Raw genomic sequence first — 25,464 nt, 5'->3', positions numbered from 1 at the left:
CGCGATAAGGATTCCAAATACCCACACTGGATATTGGATGAATTCCTCATATCAAATCATTTGTTCAGGAATGCCGCTAAAACTTGATTTTAGACGCCACTAGCGAGGCGGCAGCGGTTCTGGTTTCTACGCCCAGCTTCTGGAATACATGCTCAAGGTGCTTGTTGATGGTCCGAGGGCTGGTACCCAGAATTTCACCCACATCCTTGTTGGTTTTGCCTTTGACAGTCCAATACAACACTTCGGACTCGCGTTTGGTGAGCTGGAACAATTTTCCCAGCGACTCAATCTGCGCTTCGTCAGAGTATTCACGCAAGACCACCACCCATTGCTCCTCGCTGGTATTGGCTACCGTCAGGCTTAAGCGGGCATTGCCCTGGTTGACGTTGAGCGTTTGCATGGACTGACCACTGGAAAACTGCTGGATGCAGCTTTCCAGCCACAGGTAAATCATGGGAGGCAAGGTTTGGACCGCACTGTAGGCCTCCTTGGCGGCCCACTCGGCAAAATACTGCTCCAGGTATTGCTTGGCCAGCGGGGTTTGCCACACCAGGCGTTTGTCAGTAGGCAGGATCGCAATCGTTGCCTGGCCAAAAGCATCCAGCGCTGAAGTTGCCTGGTGCATTTTCGTCGCATTTTGGACATGGACTTTAAGGCGGGCCAAGACTTCTGCCGGACGTACCGGCTTGGTCACGTAATCCACACCACCTGCATCAAACGCCATGGTCACGTGCTCCACTTCTGTCAGGCCGGTCATAAAAATCACCGGGATATGCTGCGTTTCTGCCGCAGCCTTGATGCGCCTGCAGGTGGCAAAACCATCCAGCCCCGGCATCATGGCATCCATTAAAATCACATGCGGCTGCATCAGGTGTGCCACCTGCAATGCCATCTCGCCCGAGTTCGCGACATAGACCTGGTAGCCGGACTCATCCAGTGCATCATGCAGATAGGCCAGGTTTTCTGGCACATCATCCACAATTAACACGGTATGGTTTGGACTGGTAGTCATTTGGCGTGCTCCTCAAGCAAGCTTTGCAGTTTAGCAAAATCAAAACGTTCCATGGCCTGTTGTAATGCATTAATCAAGGTTTGATGCTGTGAATGTTCACGGTTGAGGGTAGCCAGCACCTCACGCACACCCTTGACATACCCCATGCGTGCGAACTGTGCCAGGTTTTCCAGCAACACATCAGGAATCGGCGGCAATGATACCCCATCGGCTGAAGATTCGGCTGCGGTGGACGCTGGCAGCAGTTTGTTCTCTGCACTGTCGGCATAACGCCAGGTCAGACCCAATTGATTGCCTATCCAGTCCAGGACCTCGTTCAAGTTAACCGGTTTGACAAAAAAGTCCTGCGCCGGAATTTTGGCCTGATTATCCAGGCTACGGTCATAGGCATTGGCCGAAATAATCGCTATCGGCAATTTGGCGTGATGTACCTGGCGGATAATATAGGCCGCCTCCCAGCCATCCATGACCGGCATCGCCAGATCCATGAGGATCAGGTCGGCATGAATCATCTGATACTGGTTGACACACGCTTGACCGTTACCGGCTTCATGCACAATAAAGCCGAGTGGTTGCAAGGTATTGCGTAACAACTCGCGGTCAACCTGTTCATTATCCACCACCAGTATGGTGCGTATCGGCCCTTCGTAACCAATACGCTGACGCACCGCTTTTTTGGATAGATGCGCCGTCTCCCGGATTTGCGGCAAGAACAGGCGAATTTCAAAGCGGGTGCCGCGGCCCAGCACGCTGTCAAAATGCATTTCACCGCCCATGAGCTGGGTCAGTAGTTTACTGATAGTTAACCCGAGACCAGTACCACCAATGCCAACCACATCCGCAGCACTGCCACGCTCAAACGGTTCAAAAATCTTTTCCACCTCATTAGGCGCAATGCCTGGGCCGGTATCTTCAATATCAATTTGTGCAATCTCGCGTGCATAGCTCACGCGGAAAGTCACACTACCCTTGGTTGTAAATTTGACTGCATTACCCAGGATATTCACCAGAATCTGCATCAACCGCTTATGATCTGCCCGTACATATTCAGGCAAATGACCTTGCTGCTCAAAATAGAACGCCAGCCCCTTGTTTTGCGCCTGGATTTCAAACATGCTGACGATCTGGCCAATAAACTCAGGGAAATGCAACGGCTTAACATCAAACGCCATCTTGCCGCTCTCAATACGCGCGATATCCAGCGTACTTTCAATCAATGACAGCAAATGTTCGCCGCCGCGGCTGATGGTCCTGATTGCCTGCCTGCGATGTTCCGGGATGCTATCATCATTGGTCAGCAATTGCGCATAGCCCAGAATACTATTCAGGGGTGTCCGCAACTCGTGGCTAATGCCGGTAATGTAACGGCTCTTGGCCTGGTTGGCCTCCTCTGCCAAGCGGCGCGCCTTTTGTAACTGCGCATCGGTTTTCTTGTGTGACTCAATTTCCTCAAGCAACAAACCCGTTTGCCGGTTCGATTCTTCCTGTGCCACACGCCGGCTGGCTGAGGTTAATACCAGCCACCAGGCCACAATTCCACCCAAAAACAGCATGGCCACAAACACCTTCAGGTAACCCAGCCTGAAATGATGCATCAATTCCGGAGACTCACGACCGATGGTCAAGGCATCATGCAGGTAAATCAGGCTGATCGTGGCCCCAAATAAAAGCACAGCAATGACCATCAATAACAAAAAGTGCGCAACGCCGCCATTGAGATGTGGCCATAATTGTTTGGGTAAAATCCTTTTATTTAATGCCTCCCATTGCGCACTCAGGCGACCATGTGGCTTGCATGCATCATGGCAGCGGGCATCCAGGCAGCAGCACAGGGAGCAAATCGCACCACCGTAAGCCGGGCAATGTGCCATGTCGCTGACCTCATATTCACGCTCGCAAATGACACATTGCTTGGTCGCATTGGGTTGCAAGTACTTGGGGCGTGGCCTCGCCAGGTAATACTTACCCTTGGTGCCCCATGCAATCAACGGTGACAGCACTAAGGCTGTAAACAGGGAAATAAAGGTCGAAAAAGACTGTGCCAACGGACCCATGGCTCCGGTATAAGCCACAATGGACACGGCCGAGGCTACAAACATGGCACCGACGCCCACCGGATTGATGTCATACAAATAAGCACGCCGGAATTCAATCCCTTTGGGACTCAAACCCAGAGGCTTGTTGATGACCAGGTCAGCCACCACAGCTGCAATCCAGGCAATGGCAATATTGGCGTACAAGCCTAATATTTCTTCCAGCGCCTGAAAGACATTGAGCTCCATGAGCACAATGGCGATCATCACGTTAAACACCACCCAGACAATCCGGCCAGGATGGCTATGCGTGAGGCGGGCAAAAAAGTTAGACCACGCCAGAGAACCGGCATAGGCATTGGTCATATTGACCTTGATTTGCGATACGCACACAAATAGCGCAGTCACTGCCAAAGCGACTTCGGGGTTACTGAACACATGCCCAAATCCAACCCAGTACATATGCGTCGGATTGATCGCAGAAGACAGCGGCATATCCCGATTAAATACCATATAGGCCAGCAAAGCCCCGGCAAACATTTTGAGCATGCCCAGAATCACCCACCCAGGCCCGGCCATCAATACCCCCAGGTTCCAGCGCCAGTAATTTTCCTTGTTGCGCTCCGGCATAAAACGCAGAAAATCGACCTGCTCACCAATTTGTGGAATCAGGGCTACACCCACCGCCGTTGCCGCGCCAAACAACATCCAATTGAACTCTCCGCCATTGGCAGAAATACCGGCAAAATGACTTAATCTGTCAAAGATCCCTGGGTCCATCTTGAGAATCGCCAGGAAGGGCAAAAACATCAAGGCAATCCAGATCGGTTGCGTAATCATTTGTATCCGGCTAATCAGCGTCACCCCATGCGTGACCAGCGGAATCACAATCAGCGCACTGACCAGGTAACCCAGGTAAAGCGGCAAGTGGAAATACAGCTCAAGCGCATACCCCATAATCGCCGCTTCGAGCGAAAGCAAAATAAAGGTAAACGAGGCATACACAAACGAGGAAATGGTCGAGCCTATATAGCCAAAACCAGCCCCACGCGTCAGCAGGTCCATATCCAGGCCATACTTGGCCGCGTAATAGCTGATGGGCAAGCCCGTTAAGAAGATCATCAGGCCAACGGCCAGAATCGCCCACATGGCATTCGGAAAACCATAATTGATGGTAATCGTGCCGCCAATCGCCTCCAGCACCAAAAACGAAATTGCCCCCAGCGCCGTATTAGAAACGCGCAAAATAGACCACTTGCGGAACGCCCGTGGCGTGTAGCGCAAGGCATAATCCTCTATCGTTTCATTCGCCACCCAATTGTTATAGTCGCGACGAATCTTCACGATACGCTGTATCGGCTCAGCACGTATTTCGGTGGATAATACAGAAGTGGACGGGGTAGACAATCAACAATCCTTAAGTATCAATAGCCAGGTTGGGAACAAGGCCAGCTTTTTCCCGAGCATATACTAGGAGAGTTCGTTCATGCAATCACTACGTTAATTGACGTAGGGAATGCGCCATAAAAGCACAGCGCCAGAGTGATTAAAATTCGACACAACGCTATGCCTGTATTCCCTCATCACCGCTCACTTACAACCGCTTCCAATTCTTCAGCCAACACCGCTAATGCCCTGGCTTCCAGTTTAAGTATTTTTTTCGTAAGTGCTGGGTTATCTAAAGGTAAAAATGAGGCGCCGCCCAAATCACTTAACACAACCTTTTCAGCGCCCCACAAAATATTGTGCGCATATAAATCACCGTGCATAAGGCCATTAGCATGCAGATGCTCTGCAGCTTGCGTGATGCCTTTTAAAATAAATTCGGCTTGTTGTAGCGTGAGTTTTAAGTCATCCGCGTAGACATCGCGCGTGCAACTTTCATAGCTCGGGGGCTTTGCCAGTACTTTTAAATGGGGATTCAGCAATGGCATCACCAAACCTTGTATGCCTTGCGGGTGATTGTGTATCACGCCCGTAACGCCGACTAAATTGGGATGCTCCCCCGCCAGCAGATTGGCGTGCATTTCGCAACGCGGCAGGCCATCGCTGGTGAGTCCACTCTTAAAGAGTTTTACCGCCACAGGCTCATGCTCACCCTCGTCTTGCATCAACGCCTGATAGGTGACGCCAGAGGCCCCTTCACCTAGTACCTGTTGCAACGTCAGGGCTTGCCAGTCGATGTGCTGTATGTGATGTTGGCTGATTAAAGCTTGCTCGATAGTGTTACAAAAAGGGTTGCCAGCATAAGCCAGCCAGGTGAGTTTGGGTAAGTCGAATAAAAAATCAGGCAAGGTCTCAAACTGATTGGCAGAAATCCGCAATAGCTCTAAGGCGTGGCAATTTGCCAGGCTGGCGGGCAAGCTGCTGAGCCGATTCCCTGCCAGCATGAGTTTTTGTAGCTTGCTGCACTCACCCAGGGCATGCGGCACCTGGGTCAGCGCGTTATCTGTGACGATAAACCAGCGTAAGGTGTGGGTGGGGATGGCGCTTTCAGTGATGTGTTTGATCTGGTTAGCTTTAAAACCAATCATACTTAAGTTTTCGCATTGCCCCAGCACTTCTGGCAGGTGCGTAAACTGGTTGTTTGAGCAAAAAAGAATGCGCAGTTTTTTCAGGCGATATAAATCAGCAGGCAAATCAGTGAGTGCATTGCCGGACAAGTCCAGAATTTCCAGGCTATCGGCTAACTCAAAAATCTCAGACGGAAACTCGGTTAACTGCGCACTTAATTTGAGGGATGTGCTACCTTGCAGTTTGCCTGCCTTGAGCTGGGAGAGCGTGTCGTCTTGGGTTTTAGGGGGTGTCATTACACTGAATGTGATTGATGAATGCGCTATGTTACTTGAATTACTTTGCATGCAAGACGAACTGTGTGTGTAGATGCAAAAATAAAAGCCAGCACTGACGCTGGCTTTTATGGTGCATAAGGCAATTGAGAATCCTGCTGAATAAGCGTAGCGCCTTAACGATACATCTCTGATTGAGCTATGCCAGCATCCACACTGCGCCCAAGCCCAGCATCACACCACCCAACAGCTGGATGGCCTTTTGCAAGCTTGGATGGCTCTGACGACCCAAGACCCAACCCAGCGCATGCAAGACAGCCGTTGCCAGCACCATGCCCGCCAAGCCTGACCATTGGTTGCCGATTTCCATGCCATGCAAATAGCCATGTGCCGCGGCGGCGATGCTGACGACGCCAATTTGTACAGCACGATGCACTTTTAAATCGCTGATCAGTAACAAGCCCATGACCACCACACTGGCCGCCACCAGCACTTCAGCCAATGCGACCGGCAACCAGGCCATGGCGAATGAAGCTGAGACTGCCATGACAGAAACAAACAGCACGGGCAACTGCCAACCTTGGGCGGCAGGACGACGAGCGGCCCAGATGCCCAGCGCAAACATCACCAGCAGGTGATCCCAGCCGCTGAATGGATGCATAAAGCCTGCAGCAAAGCCTGATTCCAGGCCGTGACCAGGATGGGCAACCGCGCTGGTCGAAGCTGCGAGCGCACTTAAAAATAAAAGAATACTTTTTCTCATTGAATCTTCTCCGTTCTAATTTCGGGATACTTGTGGTCTAAACCACCTAGTCTGTATTTGGTATTCATCCCTACTCAAGATGAAATACCTTCAAATCATCAAGCGAATGCTATGCGTTTGTGGCAAGGCGTGCGGGCGCAGACAGCACAAACTAGTACGGCAAGCCCGCGCAACACCGCCACGGACGCATAGCATTTGCTTGATTAAAGCATGAGGCCTTGCTTTTCGATAAATGCGACGATGTCTTCCAACCCCTGGCCACTCTTCAGATTACTGAAAATAAAAGGCTTCTCGCCACGCATGCGCTTGGCATCCTGATCCATCACTTCCAGCGAGGCACCCACCATGGGCGCGAGGTCTATCTTGTTGATCACCAGCAAATCAGACTTGGTAATGCCAGGCCCGCCTTTACGCGGGATCTTCTCACCGGCAGCGACATCAATCACATAAATCGTCAAATCAGACAATTCCGGGCTAAACGTTGCCGCGAGGTTATCGCCACCACTTTCCACAAACACGATATCCAGCGTCTGGAAGCGCTTGCTGAGCTGATCGACGGCTTCCAGATTCATGGAGGCATCTTCACGGATTGCAGTGTGCGGACAGCCGCCCGTTTCCACACCGATAATACGTTCAGGCACCAGCGCTTCGTTACGGGTTAAAAACTCCGCATCTTCCTTGGTGTAAATATCATTGGTCACCACCGCAATGTTGTAGACCTCGCGTAAACGCTGGCACAACGCCAGCGTCAGCGCGGTTTTGCCGGAACCGACCGGGCCACCGATGCCAACACGCAAGGGCTCCTTATAGTCAGTGACTTCAGGGGTGGGTGATGCAAATTGGGTATGTATTTTCATGATCTGAATAACCTGCTGTATTGTGTTTCGTGTTGACTTCCGGCGATGCTAAGTAAAGGATTAAAATTACTCATTTCACCTTCTGGTAACTGCATGGCGCTCGCAACGACTTGCGGCAATCGCTCGCCCAAGGCAAGCAAAATGGTTTGCCCAGCCACTTGGCCGAGCGGAACCGCTTTCATGGCAGCGCTGGCCTGATTTTCCAGCCAACCCCAGACATAGCCCTGAAGTGCCTGCTCTGGTGGAATCTGCCAATGCTGTGCAATGGCCGCAAACAAGGTTGGAAAAGCGGGTGATTGCAAGGTATTGATCTGTGCCACCAATGTTTCAGACATGGGCTTCAAGTCATTCAATAACCGGCGTAAAGAATAGCCCATTTGACGTGTTTCTGCCCAGCCTTCAGAGGTGTCACGCCCGGCTTGGTAGAAGCTATCCCACTCCTGCACCTGTACAAGATCACCCGCTTGCCAGGCCTGATATAACTTGTATAGCACTGGCAACTCAAAGCGCGCTTGGTATATTTGCAAACTATCACCTATCCAGGCTTGTGCGGAGGCCACATCTTTGACCTCACCAGACTCAATCGCCCATTCCAACCCTTGTGAATAGCAATAAGCCCCTACGGGCAACAATGGGCTGGCCAATTGCAACAAACGGCTAAGTGCGAGTGCATTTGCCATTAGTGCCCCTGTCCTTTCAGCCGTGGCCGTAAGGTCTGCAAAGCATCGTCATCATGCCCATGACGGTGACCACCGCCATAAGCACCGGCTTCCGGTTCAAACGGCGCATGTACCTCACTTACTTGCATGCCCAAACCAAGCAGCATATCTCTGAGCACATAGTCTTGTTCCAGGCGTAACCAGCCATCACCAATCTGCAAAGGTACATGACGATTGCCCAAATGGTACGCTGCACGCATCAAGTCACGCGGGGTAGGCGCAATCACGTTATAAACAGGTTCCTGCGCCGCGACAATCTGCACTACGACACTACCGTCTTCAGACTGAATCAAATCTCCGCCACGCAAAATAATGCCACGGCTTAAAAATAATGCTGCTTCTTTGCCAGAAGCCAGCGTGACGCGCAAACGGCTTTTCTGGCGCTGGTCAAAGGGCAATTCCAATTGATCGTCGATATGGCCGCTGACAGTGATACGTTCGGTTAAATGGATCATGGTTAAATTTCAATCGCCATCAATGAGCGAGCGGAACGCAGAAACCGGAATGTACATGTAGTACATGAGGATTTTGAAAACGCAGTTTCAGTGCAGGCTAACCTTGAGGTTATGCCGTAACTAAAAAACCGCGCAACGCTGCAATTTGCCCGCATAGCCATTGATTAAAATAAGAAGTAACGTTGCGCCATTGGCAGCACTTCAGCTGGCTCGCAAACTAAAGGCATGCCATCTGCCAGCACTTCGTAGGTTTCCGGATCTACATCGATCTTTGGCATCCAGGTATTGTGTACCATATCTGACTTCTGTACATCACGCGTGCCTTTCACGGCCACTAATGCTTTTTGCAGACCTAATGCCTTGATCTCGGGGTTTTCCAATGCGGCTTGCGAGACAAAAGTCACTGCAGTCTTAAGTCCACCGCCATAAGCACCAAACATGGGGCGGTAATGTACTGGTTGCGGCGTAGGAATAGACGCATTTGGGTCACCCATCGCAGCTGCAGCAATCATGCCGCCTTTGATAATGGTGAATGGCTTGACGCCAAAGAATGCGGGTTTCCACACCACCAAATCCGCCAGCTTGCCAACTTCAACCGAACCTACCACATGTGAAATACCATGTGTCAGGGCCGGATTAATGGTGTATTTAGCGATATAGCGTTTGACGCGGAAGTTATCGTTACCGGCCGCATCTTCAGCCAATGGCCCGCGCTGAATTTTCATTTTGTGCGCAGTTTGCCAGGTGCGGATAATCACTTCACCGACACGGCCCATGGCTTGTGAGTCGGATGACATCATGGAAAACGCACCCAGGTCATGGAAAATATCTTCAGCGGCAATCGTTTCGCGGCGGATACGGCTTTCGGCGAACGCAATATCTTCAGCAATCGCCGGATCCAGGTGATGGCACACCATCAACATATCCAGGTGTTCGTCTATGGTGTTGACGGTAAATGGCCGCGTCGGGTTGGTCGAGGATGGCAACACATTGGGCTGGCTGGCCGCCTTGATAATATCTGGGGCATGCCCACCGCCTGCGCCCTCAGTATGGAAGGTGTGGATGGTACGGCCTTTGAACGCACCTATCGTCGTCTCGACAAAGCCGGATTCATTCAGGGTATCGGAATGGATGGCGACCTGGATATCCATTTCATCCGCGACACTCAGACAGTTATCAATCGCCGCAGGCGTGGTGCCCCAGTCTTCATGCAGCTTGAGACCAATGACCCCGGCGCGGACTTGCTCGCGCAACGGCTCAGGCAGGCTGGCGTTACCTTTGCCCAAAAAGCCAAGGTTCATCGGGAAAGCATCGGCTGACTGCAACATGCGGTGAATGTGCCAGGGGCCGGGCGTACAGGTGGTGGCGAATGTCCCCGTGGCTGGCCCCGTGCCTCCACCGACCATGGTGGTGACGCCAGACATCAACGCTTCTTCAATCTGTTGCGGGCAAATAAAGTGGATGTGGGTATCGATGCCACCGGCCGTGATGATCATGCCTTCGCCGGCAATCACCTCGGTGCCTGCGCCAATCGCAATGGTCACGCCAGGCTGGATATCCGGGTTACCGGCCTTGCCGATGCCGGAAATATAGCCGCCCTTGATGCCGATATCGGCTTTCACGATGCCCCAGTGGTCGATAATCAATGCATTGGTAATGACCGTATCCGCCACTTCGGCTGCCAGCCCCTGACCTTGGCCCATGCCATCGCGGATGACCTTACCACCGCCAAACTTGACCTCTTCACCATAGATAGTGAAGTCTTTTTCCACCTCTACCCAGAGCTCGGTATCCGCCAGTCGCACTTTATCGCCAATCGTCGGACCGAACATTTCGGCATAGGCGCGTTTATCCATCTTAATCGTCATTGCATTTCCCCTACTTCAGGGCCCCCATCACACGTCCGGCAAAACCGTACACTTTACGTTCCCCAGCTAGCTTGACCAGCTGTACAGTACGCGTCTGCCCTGGTTCAAATCGTACCGCCGTGCCCGCAGCAATATTCAGCCGGTAGCCATAAGCCAACGCCCGATCAAACGACAAAGCGTCGTTGGTCTCATAAAAATGGTAATGCGAACCGACCTGAATCGGCCGGTCGCCTTTGTTTGCCACATCCAGCGTGACCGTATCACGCCCAACATTTAATTCGATGTCGCCTGCTGCGACCTGCATTTCGCCGGGAATCATTGATATCTCCAGTGAGTATGATTGTGTTTATTAAATCGGTTCAAACCGACACTCGCAAGCATATTGATGCAGGCGTGGAGGGCAAGGCGCACAACCGCAGACAGTACAATGAGTACGGCAAGGTTGTGCAACACCGCCATCTGCGTCTGCATCAGTATGCTCCTATGGGATTGGGTGGTGGACGGTGACTAACTTGGTCCCGTCGGGGAAGGTCGCTTCGATTTGTATGTCTGGGATCATTTCCGGCACGCCTTCCATCACCTCATCGCGGTTCAGCAGCGTGGTGCCGTAGCTCATGAGTTCGGCCACGGTTTTACCGTCACGTGCCCCCTCCATAATGGCTGCAGAAATAAACGCCACGGCTTCCGGGTAATTCAGCTTTAAACCACGCGCCTTGCGCCTTTCAGCTAACAACGCCGCAGTAAATATGAGTAACTTGTCTTTTTCTCTTGGGGTGAGTTCCATAGATGTATTCTCGGTTGATCTTTTTGTTTGCTCAAATCAGGTATTCCATATCCGCGGCCTGACGGCGTCTTTTTGATAATACCATGGCCGCAAGATCTGCCAGCACTGTTCAAAATACTGCCTGGCTTGCTGTGAAGCATTGCCGACATAACGAATACACAATACTTCGGGCAATGCTGTGATGCCCGTTTTAGCATCCGATACTAGAATATCTCGGCAGGCTTGCAAGATTTCAGCTGGCACGGTTCCGGCACATACGACAAAGGTCCCGAACACAACCGCACCACCCAAGCCCACGCGACTTATTTTGACCAAGTCCTCTGCCTGCATGTGGGCACATTCATTCCAGATCAGGCGACCATTGCGCGAGATGCGTTGATTTAACTTGTACACACCGCGCTGCCAGACCTCCTGTTGCGCCTGACGGCCCAGGCAGACAATATCCCAGGCAGCGAATGTGGCATCAGCGGCCAAATCAATCTCGGCACCAAAACCTACCTCAGCCGCGTCGAACAAGATATTTTCCTGCGGCAACCATTCCAGACCGCTCCCGGATGCCAGCTGAAATGACAGCTTTTGCGTGGCAATGGTGCCATTGGCTTTATACCACTTACCAGCGCCCGGCGTGGTCAATAAGGCTTTGGCGCCCTCATCCACGGTGACCTGCAAATGCAGGGCATCTCCACCAGCGACACCTCCCGGGGGATGTACGACGACAGCATGGCATACATCGTCCCCTTCAGGGTGCAGGCTTTTTTGTACGACCAATGGCCCCTTGTGTAACCGGTGCGCCAGATAAGAGCGATCATCACGTCTGGAAAAACCAAGTTCGAGTCTGGCTTGCCAGTGTTTGACCGTCATACGTTGAGGTGGCGATGAAATCGCAGGCTTTAAATCATCCATACCGGCATCATGCCACAAGCGCTGCCCTGATGGGCAGCAGACCATTACACAGACAGATAACTTTTCACCTTGGCGGCATCCACGTTGTCGCGGGTATCCTCATGGATAAAGCGGCCTTTGTCGATAACGATAATGCGGTCTGCCACTTCCATGGTGAAACTCAACACCTGTTCGGAGACGATGATGGTGATTTCGCGCATTTTGCGGATTTCATTGAGCACCTTGGCAATATCTTTGATGATGGACGGTTGAATCCCTTCAGTCGGCTCATCCAGCAACAACACTTTTGGGTTCGTCACCAGCGCACGGGCAATCGCCAACTGCTGCTGCTGACCACCTGACAAGTTACCGCCCTTGCGTTTGCGCATTTCATGCAACACTGGGAACAAGGCAAATATATCGTCCGGTATCTCGCCAGAAGACGACTTTTCGAGGCCGGTCTCAATGTTTTCCTGCACGGTCATATTAGGAAAAATCCAGCGGCCTTGCGGCACATAGGCCAACCCCTTCATCACACGATCATGCGTAGCCGACCCTTGCAGGTCTACGCCATCCACAGTGGCTTTAGTGGCCTTGCTCGGCAAAATACCCATCAGCGATTTGAACAGCGTGGTTTTACCCATGCCGTTACGGCCCATGATGGCCAGTGTTTCGTTTTTGTTGGCTTTAAAGTTCAAGCCATGGATCACCTGGCTCTGGCCATAACTTACCTGCAAATTTTCAATTTCAAACATGCGATACTCCTCAAGTAATGGCGCTTAAGTTAGTGGCCTAAATAGACTTCAATCACTTTTTCGTCGGCCTGGACTTTTTCCATCGGCCCTTCGGCGAGGATCTTACCCTGGTGTAGCACAGTGACCTTGTGCGCGATTTTCTTCACGAACTCCATATCATGCTCAATCACAATCACCGAGCGGTTCTGGCAGATACGGTTCAGCAGATCGGCCGTCTGGTCGCGCTCTTTCGCACTCATGCCGGCGACTGGCTCGTCCAGCATCAACAGCTCTGGCTCCTGCATCAGTAACATGCCGATTTCCAGCCATTGCTTCTGGCCATGACTCAGCAAAGCAGATTCCATATCGAGAAACTCGGTCAACATGATGTCTTCTGCCACTTTGCGTACACGGTCTTCTACCTCTTGCGTGCGCTTAAAGGTCAGGCTGCCAAACACACCGCGACCTTTTGGATAAGACACCTCCAGGTTTTGGTACACAGTCAGGTTTTCATAAATCGAGGGGTTCTGAAATTTACGGCCCACACCTGAACGCACAATCTCGTGCTCAGACAGCTTGGTCAGTTCCGTGTTATTAAACTTGATAGACCCGGCGGTGGATTTGGTTTTGCCGCAAATCAGGTCCAGCACCGTGGTCTTGCCAGCCCCGTTAGGGCCCACCAGCACACGCAGTTCGTTTTTGTCGATATACATGGTGAGGCTATCCACCGCTTTAAAGCCATCGAAGGAGACGGTCAAATCTTCTACAGCCAAGACGAAGTCGGTATTACTCATGCTTCTGCTCCTCTCATTTTGCTACTTTCGAGCCCAGTGTCTTTTTTACTGGCTCTCTTGCGTGGTGCTTTGGTGGCTGTATTGGTAGAGTCAGCAGCCAACATTGTTTCTGTGGTTTCGGTAAGTACGACTTGTGCTTCTACCCCGGAAGTACTTACCTCAGGCTTTTTTGCAACCTCGGCTTTGTCTTTGAACCAGCCGTATTTGGTTGCAAGTTTGTCCCAGATACCGGCCAGGCCGTTAGGAAAGAACATCACCACAGAGATAAACAACCCGCCCATCAGGAACAGCCACAACTCTGGATAGGTTTCTGAGAACACGGTTTTGCCGTAGTTGACCAGCAAGGTGCCATAGACAGCGCCGATCAGTGAGGCTCTGCCACCCACGGCACAGAAGATCACCATTTCAATCGACGGGACGATACCGACAAAAGAAGGTGACATAAAACCAACCTGCAAGGTGAACATGGCGCCGCCCACGGCAGACATCATGGCGGCCAGGCAGAAGATAAAGATCTTGAAGTTGGATACATCGTAACCAGAGAAACGCACACGCTCTTCTTTATCGCGCATCGCCAGCAACAGCATGCCGAACTTGCTGCTCATGATGTATTTGGACAAGAAAATCGCGCCAAACAACAACAGGCCGTTCACAAAGTAGAGAATATATTTGGCAGAATCACTGCGAATATCCCAACCCAGCATGGTGCGCAAATCTGTCATACCGTTCACACCACCAGTGTAGCCTTGCTGCCCGACAATCAGGATACTCAGAATCAGCGCAATCGCCTGGGTAATGATGGAGAAATATACCCCACCGACACGACGTTTAAACATGGCGTAGCCGATGATGTAGGCAAACAGGGCTGGAATCGTCAAAACCGCAATCAGCGTAAACGGCAAGCTCTTGAACGGCTCCCAGAACCATGGCAAGGCGGTCAGCTGGTTCCAGTCCATAAAGTCAGGAATGCCTGGCGTAGACTGGATTTTGGTACTTTCCGGATCGGAAGCTTCCAGTTTGAGGAACATGGCCATGGCGTACCCACCCAGACCGAAGAAAATTCCCTGCCCTAAACTCAGGATACCGCCGTGTCCCCACAACATAACCAGGCCGACTGCGACGAACGCATAGGTCAGGTATTTACCGATCAGGTTCAGGCGGAAAATATCTACACTCAACGGCAAGATCACGAAGATCACCGCGGCAAGCACTGCCAGGCCGATCACTCCTTCCTTACCACCCAGTACAGGACTGGCTTTCATTTTTTCCCATAAAGTCATCAAGATTTCTCCTCTGTTGATGCGTTGATTCTATTGCGGAGGGGGAAAAGACTTAATACGTCTTCTTACTTATGGCAACACGCGAGAAAACTCCCATGTGTTGCCATACCCTTTATTTACGCAGTTTGGAGGCAAACAGACCTTCCGGTTTCATCATCAGGATAGTGACGATGACGAGCAAGGTGGAGACCTTACCCATGGAGCTGGTCATAAAGAACTGCAGGATAGATTGCGCCTGTGCGATACCGAAAGCTGAAGCGATCGTCCCGACAATGCTCGCAGCACCGCCAAAGACAACCACCATAAAACTGTCGACGATGTACAAGGTACCTGTGGTCGGGCCGGTAGAAGCAATCGTGGTGAAAGCAGCGCCGGCAATCCCGGCAATACCGCAACCAAGCGCAAAGGTCACACGGTCAACTTTGGCCGTATTGATACCTACCGCACCAGCCATGGTACGGTTCTGCACCGTAGCACGTACGCGCAGCCCCCAGCGGGATTTGTACATAAACATGTAGACGCCGAAAGTCACTAAAGCCGCCAGCACCATCACGAATACGCCGTTAATCGGGATATCGATATCAGGAGTTGGCTTGAAAGAACCCAGCATCCACTCAGGCAGTTCGGCACTCACTTCTTTGGCGCCGAATGAAGAACGGAAAATTTGTTGCATGACCAGACTTAAGCCCCAGGTGGCCAATAGCGTATCCAATGGCCGCTTATACAAGTGCCTGATCATAATGAATTCAACAAAGTAACCGACCGCGAAGGCCAGCAAGAAGGCAATCGCAATGGCAAACACGAAGTAGTAATCCGTGAAGCCGTAACTGGCTGCTACTTTTGAAATGAGTACTGTGGTATAGGCGCCTATGGTCATAAACTCGCCATGTGCCATGTTAATCACACCCATCTGCCCGAAAATAATCGCGAGACCAAGTGCCATCAGCAGCAACACTGTAAACATGCTCAGGCCGGAAAAGCCCTGCATCACCACAATATTGCCTATATCTGCCATCGAATAACCAAACATATCGGTCTCCTTAAAACATCACTTCTCTATGAAATTTTTACTACAGGGAATCTGTACTACAAAGAATGTTTACTGCTTGCGCCAAACGGTAGCCGGTAAAACCGGCTACCGCTCTAGCATTTCAAGACACTACGATCTTATTGGTAGCCTTTTGGAAATGGATCAGGTTTGATGTAGTCAGAGGTGTAAACCACTTTTGCCTGACCATCTTTACCCCATTGACCGATACGCAGTTTGGTCGTCAGGTGATGGTTAGCTTCTACAGTCACAGGACCTTCTGGGGCATCTTTGAAGGTGTAGCCTGGCAATGCAGCTTGCACTTTATCTACGTCGAAGCTACCTGCGCGTTCAACCGCAGCCTTGTACAACCATGGGCCCAGGTAAGCAGCCTGTGTCACGTCACCGATCACAGCATCTTTACCCCAGCGTTTTTTGAACGCTTCAACAAATTTCTTGTTTTCTGGGTTGTCCTGGGACTGGAAGTACTTCATAGCAGAGTAGAAACCAGCCAGGTTTTCACCACCGATGCCCAATACTTCATCTTCAGTCACAGAGATGGTCAGCATGGTTTGTTTGCTGGAGTTGAGGCCAGCCGCATTCAATTGTTTGAACCAGGCCACGTTACTGCCACCCACAACCGCTGCGTAGATCACGTCAGGTTTTTTGAGTTTGATTTTGTTGATCACGGAACCGAACTGAGTGTCGCCCAAAGCGATGTACTCTTCACCCACCACAGTGCCATGCAAGTGTTGCTCGATGTGTTTACGGGCAATCTTCATGGAAGTACGTGGCCAGATGTAGTCAGAACCAATCAGGTAGAAAGTTTTCGCTTTTTTCTCTTTAGCGATCCAGTCCAGACCTGCCAGAATTTGCTGTGTCGCTTCCTGACCTGTGTAGAACACGTTTTTGGATTGTTCCAGACCTTCATAGAAGGTTGGGTAGAACAGCAAGCCATTGTCTTTTTCAAACACTGGCAATGCCGCTTTACGTGAAGCTGAAGTCCAGCAACCCATTACAGCAGCCACTTTGTCTTTTTCGAGCAATTTCTTCGCTTTTTCGGCAAAAGTCGGCCAGTCAGAAGCACCGTCTTCCTGAATCACTTCAATTTTGCGACCCAAGATACCGCCCATGGCATTGATCTGCTCGATCGCCAGCTTTTCAGCCTGGATAGAACCTGTTTCACTAATCGCCATGGTGCCAGTGGCTGAGTGCAGAATACCTACTTTCACTGTCGAATCAGTCACTGCCAAGCCAGTTGTATTCACTTTTGCTGTTGGATAATCTGCTGCAAAAGCATGACCACTGATAAGGCCTGCGGCCATCATGGCACCGACTAATGCGCCTTTCATAAAACCGCGTCTGTTTGAGGTACTCATTACTTCTTCTCCTTTATGGATAAATCAATAAAAATCAATGATTAAGGGATTGATATCGCTGATTAATGCCCGACCATCCACGGCCTGGCCGTTTTCTTGGTCTGCATTTGCAAGCCTGGTTTGCCTGTATCCTGGTTCACCGGCGGCTTGGTTTTACAAGTGTGTGATCCGGTACAGCCACAGCTGGAACGTCTGGCTGTACGCGGATCGTTCGCAGATTTCTCGTTACGTTCATGCGCGGACCGTTGCATTTTGTCCATGATGGCCAGCTTGGGCACCGACAGGATGCGTGGGCTCTCGGCACCACAGCAGTCACATTCGGCAGGCAAGCTGGACTCACTCATTTTGCGTAGCGCGGTAAACACGCCACAACTGTCACACTCATATTCATACAAAGGCATCTGCGCAACTCCTTATGAGGTAAATGAAACATCTACGCCTGGAGGCACCATAATCTTCGGTCCTTCCGCATTAGGACGGATATCAAACTCAAAGATCTCGGTCGGGATCCACAAGGTGGCGCAAGCGTTAGGGATATCGACAATGCCGCTGATATGCCCTTCTACCGGTGCCGTCCCCAGGATGGAAACCGCCTGTTCACCGCTGTAACCGAATTTCTTCAGGTACTCGATGGCGTTCAAGCAAGCCTGGCGATAAGCCACATGCACATCCAGGTAGTGTTGTTTGCCTGCTTCATCTACAGAGATACCTTCGAAGATCACATAGTCGCGATAAGTTGGTGTGATCGGGCTAGGCTGGAAGATAGGGTTCTTGATACCGTACTTCTTCACACCATCCTTGATCAGGCTTACCTTGATATCGAGGTAACCGGCCATTTCAATCGCACCACAGAATGTGATTTCGCCATCGCCTTGTGAGAAGTGCAGGTCACCCATGGAGAGGCCACCATCTTTCACATAGACCGGGAAGTACACCTTGGAGCCTTTGGTCAGGTTCTTGATGTCGCAGTTACCGCCGTGGTCACGAGGTGGCACCGTACGTGCACCCTCCATCGCAGCTTTCTTGGCAGCGTCACCAGTCAGTTTGCCCATCACGGCAGACTGTGGCTCGGGTGGCAACGCCAGTGCTGGCACACGGTTAGGATCGGTGGCAATCAGCGCAGCTTCACGCTCATTCCACTTTTCCAGCAATTCACGTGATGGCAGGCAGCCGATCAAACCCGGGTGCATGATGCCGGCATAACGTACTTTTGGCACGTGTCGGGAAGTCGTGTAAACCCCGTGGAAGTCCCAGATAGACTTACTTGCTTCAGGGAAATGGTCTGTCAGAAACCCACCACCATTTTCTTTGGCAAACAGGCCGTTAAAACCCCATTGCTGGTCTTCAAAAGTCCCTACATCCAGAATATCCACCACCATCAGGTCACCTGGCTCGGCACCTTCAACACCAATCGGGCCGCTCAGGTAGTGCACCTGGGTCAGGTCTACGTCACGGATATCATTGGCGCTATCGTTGTTGCCGATTTGGCCACCTGTCCAGTCCATGCACTCGACGCGGAACTCATCCCCTGGCTTCACCATGGCAATCATTGGCAGGTCGGGGTGCCAGCGGTTATGAATCTGGCCGTCCTGCTCCCAGGGTTTCTTATCCAAATCCAACTTCACTATTGTTTTCATTACGCTCATCTCCTTTGTGGGAAAGGGTTATAAGGTGTTGATTAGAACTGCATCTGTAATGCGACTTTGAAGAAGTTATCGCTTGTGGATCCAGTTGTTGTAGGTGCATCTGTTTTGCCGTATGTGGCGGTAATCACAGAGTTGTAAGGAGCGATAACGTAGTTGGCACCAATTTCGAAACGCTTGGTATCGGCATCCCGGCGTGTATTTACACTAGCGCCACTGGTCAAACCATCCGCATCAAATTTCTGGTAACGAACGATAGGCATGAACTTACCCCAGCCAACAGGCTCGTTGAACAGATAGCCCAAACCTGCGGAATAAGCATGCCCTTGCTCAGCCAGGAAGACATTGTCTGTATCGTAGTAGTAGTAGGCTGCCTCTGCGGAGAATGTACCTGGACCCACATCTTTCTTCTCTAACAAGAAGTCAACGCTGTAGGACTTATAATCACCGACCACCCCAGCAATTGAACTGATTGCGCCATCTTTCTTCATACGGCCAGCAATACCAATAGACAGGATATCTTTTGCGCCAAAGTAATTACCTGTACCGTAATAACCTGGTTCAGCATCCCAGAAGTTATATTGCACACGGCCCGCATACATCAGGTTATCTTTAACAGTGGCACTCTCTTGAGCACCCAACCGCGCCCCTGCTGGACCGCTAAAACGGAAAATGTTATCGCCTTCAAAAGCACCAAATGAAACTGCCAGATGGTCTTCCAGGAAACTTGTCACCACAGCGACACCTTCATCACGGCCAATCACACCACCGTTCCAGCCGTAGCGTGACGCGATATTTGCCCAATAGCCACCACCCATAGAGTAGTATGGGCCAGCCATATTGGCGCGGTCACTAGGTGAGAGGAAACGGCCTGCCCAGATCGCAACTTCTGGCGTCAACTGAAACTGGACGTTGGCATCAATCACTTCTACGTTACTACCAGCGGAGCCACCACCAGATTTTTCGGTATTCAGCATCCCTTTGATGTATTTATTGAAAGAGCCAGACAAATACAAACGTGCACTGTCAAGCGTGAAATCTTTTGAACGATCGCTACCGTTGTTGGCTGCATCTTCAACAGAGTTATAACTGGTAATAAAACCAAAGCCAGCACTGATATACTTATCTTCACCAAAGCTGATGGTGGCACCTGCATTTGCCAGTTGTGCACCCAGGCCACAAGCCATTACTACTGCAGTATGTAAGGCACATTTTTTCAAGTTGTTCATCAAAAACTCCCTTTCTCGTTAAATTCAAACAATCACAGTTGATCAAAACTTGCGCTCAGCTTAACGAGAGGGGTGTGTAGGACAAATACGTCAATTTGCGTAGTGGCGATGTCAGTCAAAGCCCGCTAGACTGCGCATACCAAATCATGAACAGGACTCGCAATGCGTCTTTTAACTTACGTAGGTTTAATCGCTTTATTAACGGGGTGTGGAGAGCTTTCTTACAAGCAAGGCGGTAGCCAGCAGGAAATAGACCGCGCGCACCAGGCTTGCCGCGGCAGTGGGGACCAGCTCTCAGCTTGCCTCGCTGAGCATGGCTGGAAAAAACCAAAGGTAGATGCGTTTGACCCCTTGTTTGCGACCATAGAAGCCACTGATAATCGCGAAGCGACGCAGACTAAATCTAGTCCTTTTATTGAATTATCAAAAGACTCAATCGCAAAAGAAGAGTCAGCGGCCGTTGCAAAAAAACCACAAGCTACTGCCGCTAAGACTGCGCCGACGTCAGTGCAAGCAATTCCGGCAAAAGAGCCTGCGACAGAGGCCGCGCCACACAGCACGATTAATGACGGCCCTGACGTGGAGTATTCAATTAATTCGTGGTGGAAAATGGGGGCATTTCCTGAACAGTTAAAACGGGATCAGGTCGCCTGTGAGAAAAAACTGGGGCCGACATATCTGCCGGATTACAAGACACAAACCTATAAACGCGCTTTCGTGGCCTGCATGCACGAATCAGGCTGGATGGCGATCAGGAATATCAATAAGTAAAGCGAGTAGGGACACTTTTAGTTACTGGATGAGAGTGGGTGGAGAGGCGGTTTTAGCCAGACAACGCAAGACCTCACCCACACTCCAGGCTTGCGCAATGCAGCCGCCTGGGGTGTAAGGCGCTTCGGCATCAAACACTTCGCTGATGGTGCCTATGCCGGCCTCATTCAGGTGCCGGTCAAAATCCAGAAGTAACTGATGCGCTTGTGGCCCGGCGTCAGGGTCTACTTTTAACCAGGCGTCAATATAGGGGCCGATAAGCCAGCCCCAGACGGTACCTTGATGGTAAGCGGCATCCCTGGCCATGAGGTCCCCCACATACGCCAGCTTATAGTCTGGATGGTCCTTGGATAGAGAACGCAAGCCATAAGGCGTCAGTAATTCCCTTTTTGCAGTTTCAAACACCGGCTGCCATTTGATTTGATGCAGCACTTCGTGATCAAGCGAGATCGCGAGCAGTTGGTTGGGCCGGCAGGCAGTATCGTCTCCGGTTTCGCCATCGACAACATCGTATAAATAACCGCCTTTGGCATACCAGAACCGTGTATTGAATGAGTCATAGGCTTGCTCGGCGACCTCTTGCAGCCACGCCGTGGCGTGTTCGCCATCTTCCTGGCGGATCCAGGTAGCCAGCAGGCGCACCGCGTTATACCACAACGCATTCAGTTCCACGGCCTTGCCACGGCGGGGCGTCACCACCCATCCATTAACCTTAGCGTCCATCCAGGTCAGTTGATAGCCTTCTGCGCCCTGTTTCAGCAAACCATCGGCAGGGTCAATGCCAATATTGAATTGCGTGCCACGTAAATGATGCTTCACGATATCAATCAATTTGGGCAAGATGGCACGCAAAGTCTCTCTATCTTGCGTGGCGGAAACATAGCGATGCAAGGCATGAAAAAACCACAACGTGGCATCAGCCGTATGATACACGCCGGTTTTATCGTGTTCGGGAAACATATTGGGGATAAGGCCATCACGCACATGATTGGCAAACGTGCGCAAAATATACCCTGCCTCTTGCTGGCGGCCAGTTGCCAGGGTCAAGCCCTCTAGGCTGATCATAGTGTCGCGTCCCCAATCGGTAAACCAGTGATAGCCAGCGATAATGGTCCTGGCGTCACTGCCAGAAGCTTTCGCGCTCACAGACTCATCGGGTCTGCCTGCCGGTGTGATAATAAACTGGTCTGCTGCGAGGACAAGCTCTGCCCCCATGCCGTGTTGCAACACTGGCGAAGCAGATTGCAATAACGCCTGTCTACGTCGAATTTCCACCTCATTGGCTTCCTGCGGCAGTTTTGAACGCATGACCTCCAGGGATTCGGTCGAGGCAATCAGGGTAGATGGCTTGCCCTTGACCATGGTCAACGCAAACGCGCCCGGGCTCCAGTGATGGCCAGTATGCGGATAGCCACGCGCTTCTTCGACGCGGAAGTGAATATCCGAATGTTTGCGCCTGTCCATGATAAAAATAGCATGCTCGCCACAAATACAGAGCCGGACCGGAGGATAAGGGTCACCACCGTGGATTTCAAACAGGTCGTCTTTAACGACCAGCGTGTAATCCTTGGCGAACTCCCGATCTACTGTGGCCTCCTGAGGACGGAAGTGGATAGAAGGCCGCAGTTCAAGTTGCAGCAGATCACCTTCAATCAGTTCGTAAGTAATGTGGGCAGTATTCTGCCCATAAGGCATCAGCACCCGTTTCTCAAGAATCACCCCATCCATATCATAGCGCCAGATTGGCAACCCCATTTCAAGGCGGAACTCCTTTAAATATTGAGAACCCGGCATATGCAGCCGACGGCCGCTAAACTCCTCGGCAGTGAGGTCAATACGCATGCCATCCGAACGGATCACCTGCTCGGAAAGATGATTTAACATGACAATACGGCCTAGCGGCGCAGGTAAGGAGGCTGTTAAGAACCCATGGTAACGCCGGGTCACGGCGCCAGAAATGGTCCCTGAAGCATAGCCGCCCAAGCCATTGGTCACCAGCCACTCCTGGCTCAGCAATGCATAAGGATCATCCTGGATTTGCAACACTCGGTTTATTTGTAAAGACGACATGCTCAACCCTCCACAGCACTCGTGACAGCGATAAACACCTGCGCCGAGTGACCCGAAATCACAAAAGAATGGCTCAAATCAATACCATGAATCCCCTCCCCGCCATATTTGGGATGCTCGCTTGACCAGATAAGTTGCCACTGGCAATGGGCTGTGGGGGCAAGAAGTGGCTCTGCGATGGACTCACACCACATATCTATACCCAGGTTCACGACGAGTAACCGGTCCATATCAGGACTCTCAGCAAAGAATCGCATCAGAAACACGTCTTCAGACAAGACGGCACCATCAATGCTGTAAGGGTCGGCGAATACGGGATCTTCGCGACGCAAGGCCAGCAAGTCATGGTGCAACTGATAAATACCTGCGTGCCGTTCACGCTCGGTAAAATCAAGCTTGCAACGCTCAAAGGTTTTGCGGGTTTCTGGCCTGTGCATATAGGCAAGACTCAAGGGGCTTTGCAAGCTTGGAAACTGCGATAGAAACTCTGTCCGGCCAATCTCTACGCTGGCAGCCATTTCCGGCGCATGGTCGGCAAAAAACAGGAAAGGTGCAGAAGCGCCGAACTCCTGCCCCTGAAACAGTAAGGGCGTTTGCGGCCCCAGCAATAACAATGCCGTCATGGCACGCATGGCACCTGGATGGATATGCTGATGCAACCGTTTGCCAAAGCCGGAATTAGCGATTTGATCATGATTCTGCAGATAATGGATAAAACAGCTTGCTGCTTTGTCCAGCACAGGTGTGCCACGTACTTTCTTCTGCCAGGCGTAATACTGCCCCTGGTACAGGTAGCCCCACTTAATCAGTGAAATAAGTTCCTGTGCGCTACCTTTGTAATCGTGAAAATACGCCTCGCGCTTGCCGCGTGCAGCGACATTGGCTGCATGGTGAAAATCATCATTCCACACTGCATCCAGGCCAAAGCCTCCTTGGTCAACAGGCGCGGTTGCAGATGCCTGCTGGGACTCGTTTTCACCAATGAAATAAAGTGTTTTGTGCGCCGCCACCTGCCTGGCGCGGTTGACCATTTCTGCAATGATATGTACCGGGGACGCATCATGAATAAAATGGGTGGCATCAAAGCGCAAGCCATCGAGGTGAAACTCTTGTATCCAGTAGCAGACATTGGCAATGAAATACTCCCTCACCGCAGCCGATGCTGGGCCATCAAAATTGATCGCCGCCCCCCAGTCGCTGCTATAGCGCTCCGAGTAATAGTGGTCACTGAAAACGCTGAAATAAGCGCCACTTGAACCGACATGGTTGTAGACCACATCCAAGATCACTGCCATGCCCTGGGCATGGGCTTCATTCACAAACGCACGAAAATCATCGGGCGTGCCATAACCATGATAAGGTGCAAAAAAGCCCACCACATCATAACCCCAGCCAAAATCGCCATCAAATTCTGCCACCGGCATCAGCTCTATGGTTGTAATCCCCAGCCGCGCCAACTCTTTTAATTCTTTTGCTGCGGCCTCATAGGTCCCTGCTTCCGTAAAAGTCCCAATATGCATTTCATACAATACATGCCGACCAGAGGGGAGGCCAGTCCATGCGCCATCTGTCCAAGGGAACAACGCAGAATTGACAATGCAAGAAGCTGCATGTGGCCCTGCCGGCTGGTATCGCGAAGCAGGATCAGGATACAAGCATGTGTCATCATTGATCTGGAACTGGTATTTATCGCCCGCCTGGACTTGAGGCAATAGCACCGACCAATAGCCATCGCTCTCAGGCTGCAACCTCACTGGTGAGGTAAGATGATCGTTTAATACGAGGGAAAGTGTATGGGCCTTAGGCGCCCAGATACGAAAGTGGATGCCACCTTCCGGATGAGGTTCTGCACCGATAGGGAACCGTCTAATCATGGCTTATCACCGCTTTCCTATGAGGTCACGCATTGCAATGAAGGTAAGCCATCTGCCTTCTTCCATGAAGGTCAATGGCTGGCACGACAGCTCAAAAAATTACCCGGTGAAGCAATGCTTCGCCGGGCATCGTCATCAATTAACTATTTTTATGACTTTGGCTACCAGCCTTGGCGTGTTGTTGGCTGGAACCACCGCGGGTGGAAGACCCTTGGTTACTACCTTGGTTCTTGTGGCTTTGGCTACCAGCTTTTGCATGTTGTTCACTAGAGCCTCCACGGGTACTGTTTTGATTTGAAGCCATAACTATCTCCTTTTCGCTTCCGGATGACCGCCACATTGCACCGATATCCGGAAATTTAAAGTGAATTAAGCAATGTGTGAGGCCATGTTAAAACGCGATAAGCCGTAAAATTATCCGCTCATGGCTGATTGCCTTGTCAGAAATTCATTAGAAACCGGAAGACTGAGCGCTTCTAAAATGGAACTAAGGTTTGCGAC

Annotated in this window: 23 protein-coding genes; 1 reads left to right on the top strand and 22 read right to left on the bottom strand. The window is 51.2% G+C overall.

The genetic code is table 11. The features are described 5' to 3' along the window. Nucleotides 1–76: 76 nt before the first annotated feature. The 19 genes from ACJ67_RS04485 to ACJ67_RS04395 form a co-directional block, all read right to left on the bottom strand. Nucleotides 77–1,012, bottom strand: coding sequence for a response regulator transcription factor (locus ACJ67_RS04485; RefSeq protein WP_018985913.1), 936 nt, complete (start codon nt 1,010–1,012; stop codon nt 77–79). Next, nucleotides 1,009–4,452, bottom strand: coding sequence for an ATP-binding protein (locus tag ACJ67_RS04480; RefSeq protein ID WP_049638051.1), 3,444 nt, complete (start codon nt 4,450–4,452; stop codon nt 1,009–1,011). The genes ACJ67_RS04485 and ACJ67_RS04480 overlap by 4 nt, the downstream gene beginning before the upstream one ends. 176 nt (nt 4,453–4,628) lie before the next feature. After that, nucleotides 4,629–5,855, bottom strand: coding sequence for a leucine-rich repeat-containing protein kinase family protein (locus ACJ67_RS04475; RefSeq protein WP_049638050.1), 1,227 nt, complete (start codon nt 5,853–5,855; stop codon nt 4,629–4,631). 178 nt (nt 5,856–6,033) lie between these two features. Then, the gene (locus ACJ67_RS04470; protein ID WP_049638049.1) at nt 6,034–6,597 is read right to left on the bottom strand and encodes a HupE/UreJ family protein; all 564 of its coding nucleotides are present in this window, start codon (nt 6,595–6,597) and stop codon (nt 6,034–6,036) included. Nucleotides 6,598–6,800: 203 nt separating this feature from the next. Next, nucleotides 6,801–7,454: an urease accessory protein UreG gene (gene ureG, locus ACJ67_RS04465; protein WP_049638048.1), complete on the bottom strand. Its 654-nt coding sequence runs from the start codon at nt 7,452–7,454 to the stop codon at nt 6,801–6,803. Beyond that, entirely contained in the window at nt 7,451–8,134 is a 684-nt protein-coding gene (locus tag ACJ67_RS04460) for an urease accessory protein UreF (protein WP_049638047.1), read from the bottom strand. Before ACJ67_RS04460 ends, ureG begins: the two co-directional genes overlap by 4 nt. Beyond that, the gene (gene ureE / locus ACJ67_RS04455) at nt 8,134–8,628 is read right to left on the bottom strand and encodes an urease accessory protein UreE (protein WP_049638046.1); all 495 of its coding nucleotides are present in this window, start codon (nt 8,626–8,628) and stop codon (nt 8,134–8,136) included. The genes ACJ67_RS04460 and ureE overlap by 1 nt, the downstream gene beginning before the upstream one ends. Before the next feature lie 164 nt (nt 8,629–8,792). Beyond that, nucleotides 8,793–10,496, bottom strand: coding sequence for an urease subunit alpha (gene ureC, locus ACJ67_RS04450; protein WP_049638045.1), 1,704 nt, complete (start codon nt 10,494–10,496; stop codon nt 8,793–8,795). Between the two features lie 10 nt (nt 10,497–10,506). Beyond that, complete coding sequence (locus ACJ67_RS04445) at nt 10,507–10,815, bottom strand: urease subunit beta (protein WP_049638044.1); 309 nt, start codon at nt 10,813–10,815, stop codon at nt 10,507–10,509. Nucleotides 10,816–10,977: 162 nt separating this feature from the next. Next, nucleotides 10,978–11,280: an urease subunit gamma gene (gene ureA / locus ACJ67_RS04440; RefSeq protein WP_018985924.1), complete on the bottom strand. Its 303-nt coding sequence runs from the start codon at nt 11,278–11,280 to the stop codon at nt 10,978–10,980. A gap of 36 nt (nt 11,281–11,316) precedes the next feature. Further along, entirely contained in the window at nt 11,317–12,183 is an 867-nt protein-coding gene (locus tag ACJ67_RS04435; RefSeq protein ID WP_049639770.1) for an urease accessory protein UreD, read from the bottom strand. A 44-nt stretch (nt 12,184–12,227) separates the two neighbouring features. Continuing rightward, nucleotides 12,228–12,917 (bottom strand): urea ABC transporter ATP-binding subunit UrtE, encoded by a 690-nt coding sequence (gene urtE / locus ACJ67_RS04430; protein ID WP_049638043.1) that lies wholly within the window; start codon nt 12,915–12,917, stop codon nt 12,228–12,230. Between the two features lie 29 nt (nt 12,918–12,946). Beyond that, nucleotides 12,947–13,690: an urea ABC transporter ATP-binding protein UrtD gene (gene urtD, locus ACJ67_RS04425; RefSeq protein ID WP_049638042.1), complete on the bottom strand. Its 744-nt coding sequence runs from the start codon at nt 13,688–13,690 to the stop codon at nt 12,947–12,949. Continuing rightward, entirely contained in the window at nt 13,687–14,970 is a 1,284-nt protein-coding gene (gene urtC, locus ACJ67_RS04420; RefSeq protein WP_018985928.1) for an urea ABC transporter permease subunit UrtC, read from the bottom strand. Before urtC ends, urtD begins: the two co-directional genes overlap by 4 nt. 112 nt (nt 14,971–15,082) lie before the next feature. Next, complete coding sequence (urtB, locus tag ACJ67_RS04415; protein ID WP_018985929.1) at nt 15,083–16,000, bottom strand: urea ABC transporter permease subunit UrtB; 918 nt, start codon at nt 15,998–16,000, stop codon at nt 15,083–15,085. A gap of 137 nt (nt 16,001–16,137) precedes the next feature. Continuing rightward, nucleotides 16,138–17,376, bottom strand: a complete 1,239-nt coding sequence (gene urtA / locus ACJ67_RS04410) for an urea ABC transporter substrate-binding protein (protein ID WP_049638041.1) — start codon at nt 17,374–17,376, stop codon at nt 16,138–16,140. A 62-nt stretch (nt 17,377–17,438) separates the two neighbouring features. After that, nucleotides 17,439–17,777 (bottom strand): FmdB family zinc ribbon protein, encoded by a 339-nt coding sequence (locus ACJ67_RS04405; protein ID WP_049638040.1) that lies wholly within the window; start codon nt 17,775–17,777, stop codon nt 17,439–17,441. A 12-nt stretch (nt 17,778–17,789) separates the two neighbouring features. Then, on the bottom strand, nt 17,790–19,013 hold the full coding sequence (gene fmdA, locus ACJ67_RS04400; RefSeq protein WP_049638039.1) for a formamidase: 1,224 nt from the start codon (nt 19,011–19,013) through the stop codon (nt 17,790–17,792). 41 nt (nt 19,014–19,054) lie between these two features. Then, nucleotides 19,055–20,248, bottom strand: coding sequence for a hypothetical protein (locus ACJ67_RS04395; protein ID WP_049638038.1), 1,194 nt, complete (start codon nt 20,246–20,248; stop codon nt 19,055–19,057). Nucleotides 20,249–20,410: 162 nt separating this feature from the next. On the opposite strand from ACJ67_RS04395, the gene ACJ67_RS04390 reads away from it, so the two are divergent. Then, nucleotides 20,411–21,019, top strand: coding sequence for a hypothetical protein (locus tag ACJ67_RS04390; protein ID WP_049638037.1), 609 nt, complete (start codon nt 20,411–20,413; stop codon nt 21,017–21,019). A 21-nt stretch (nt 21,020–21,040) separates the two neighbouring features. On the opposite strand, the gene ACJ67_RS04385 is transcribed toward ACJ67_RS04390, so the two are convergent. From ACJ67_RS04385 to ACJ67_RS14910, 3 genes are all read right to left on the bottom strand, one after another. Then, on the bottom strand, nt 21,041–23,089 hold the full coding sequence (locus ACJ67_RS04385) for an amylo-alpha-1,6-glucosidase (protein ID WP_049638036.1): 2,049 nt from the start codon (nt 23,087–23,089) through the stop codon (nt 21,041–21,043). A gap of 2 nt (nt 23,090–23,091) precedes the next feature. Further along, the gene (gene treZ / locus ACJ67_RS04380; RefSeq protein WP_049638035.1) at nt 23,092–24,963 is read right to left on the bottom strand and encodes a malto-oligosyltrehalose trehalohydrolase; all 1,872 of its coding nucleotides are present in this window, start codon (nt 24,961–24,963) and stop codon (nt 23,092–23,094) included. 139 nt (nt 24,964–25,102) lie between these two features. Continuing rightward, the gene (locus ACJ67_RS14910; protein WP_197080664.1) at nt 25,103–25,267 is read right to left on the bottom strand and encodes a hypothetical protein; all 165 of its coding nucleotides are present in this window, start codon (nt 25,265–25,267) and stop codon (nt 25,103–25,105) included. Between the last annotated feature and the right edge of the window lie 197 nt (nt 25,268–25,464).

This window comes from Methylophilus sp. TWE2 (assembly GCF_001183865.1).
Taxonomy (GTDB): Bacteria; Pseudomonadota; Gammaproteobacteria; order Burkholderiales; family Methylophilaceae; genus Methylophilus.
Note: the sequence above shows the minus strand (reverse complement) of the source record. Positions and strands in the feature narration are given on the sequence as shown.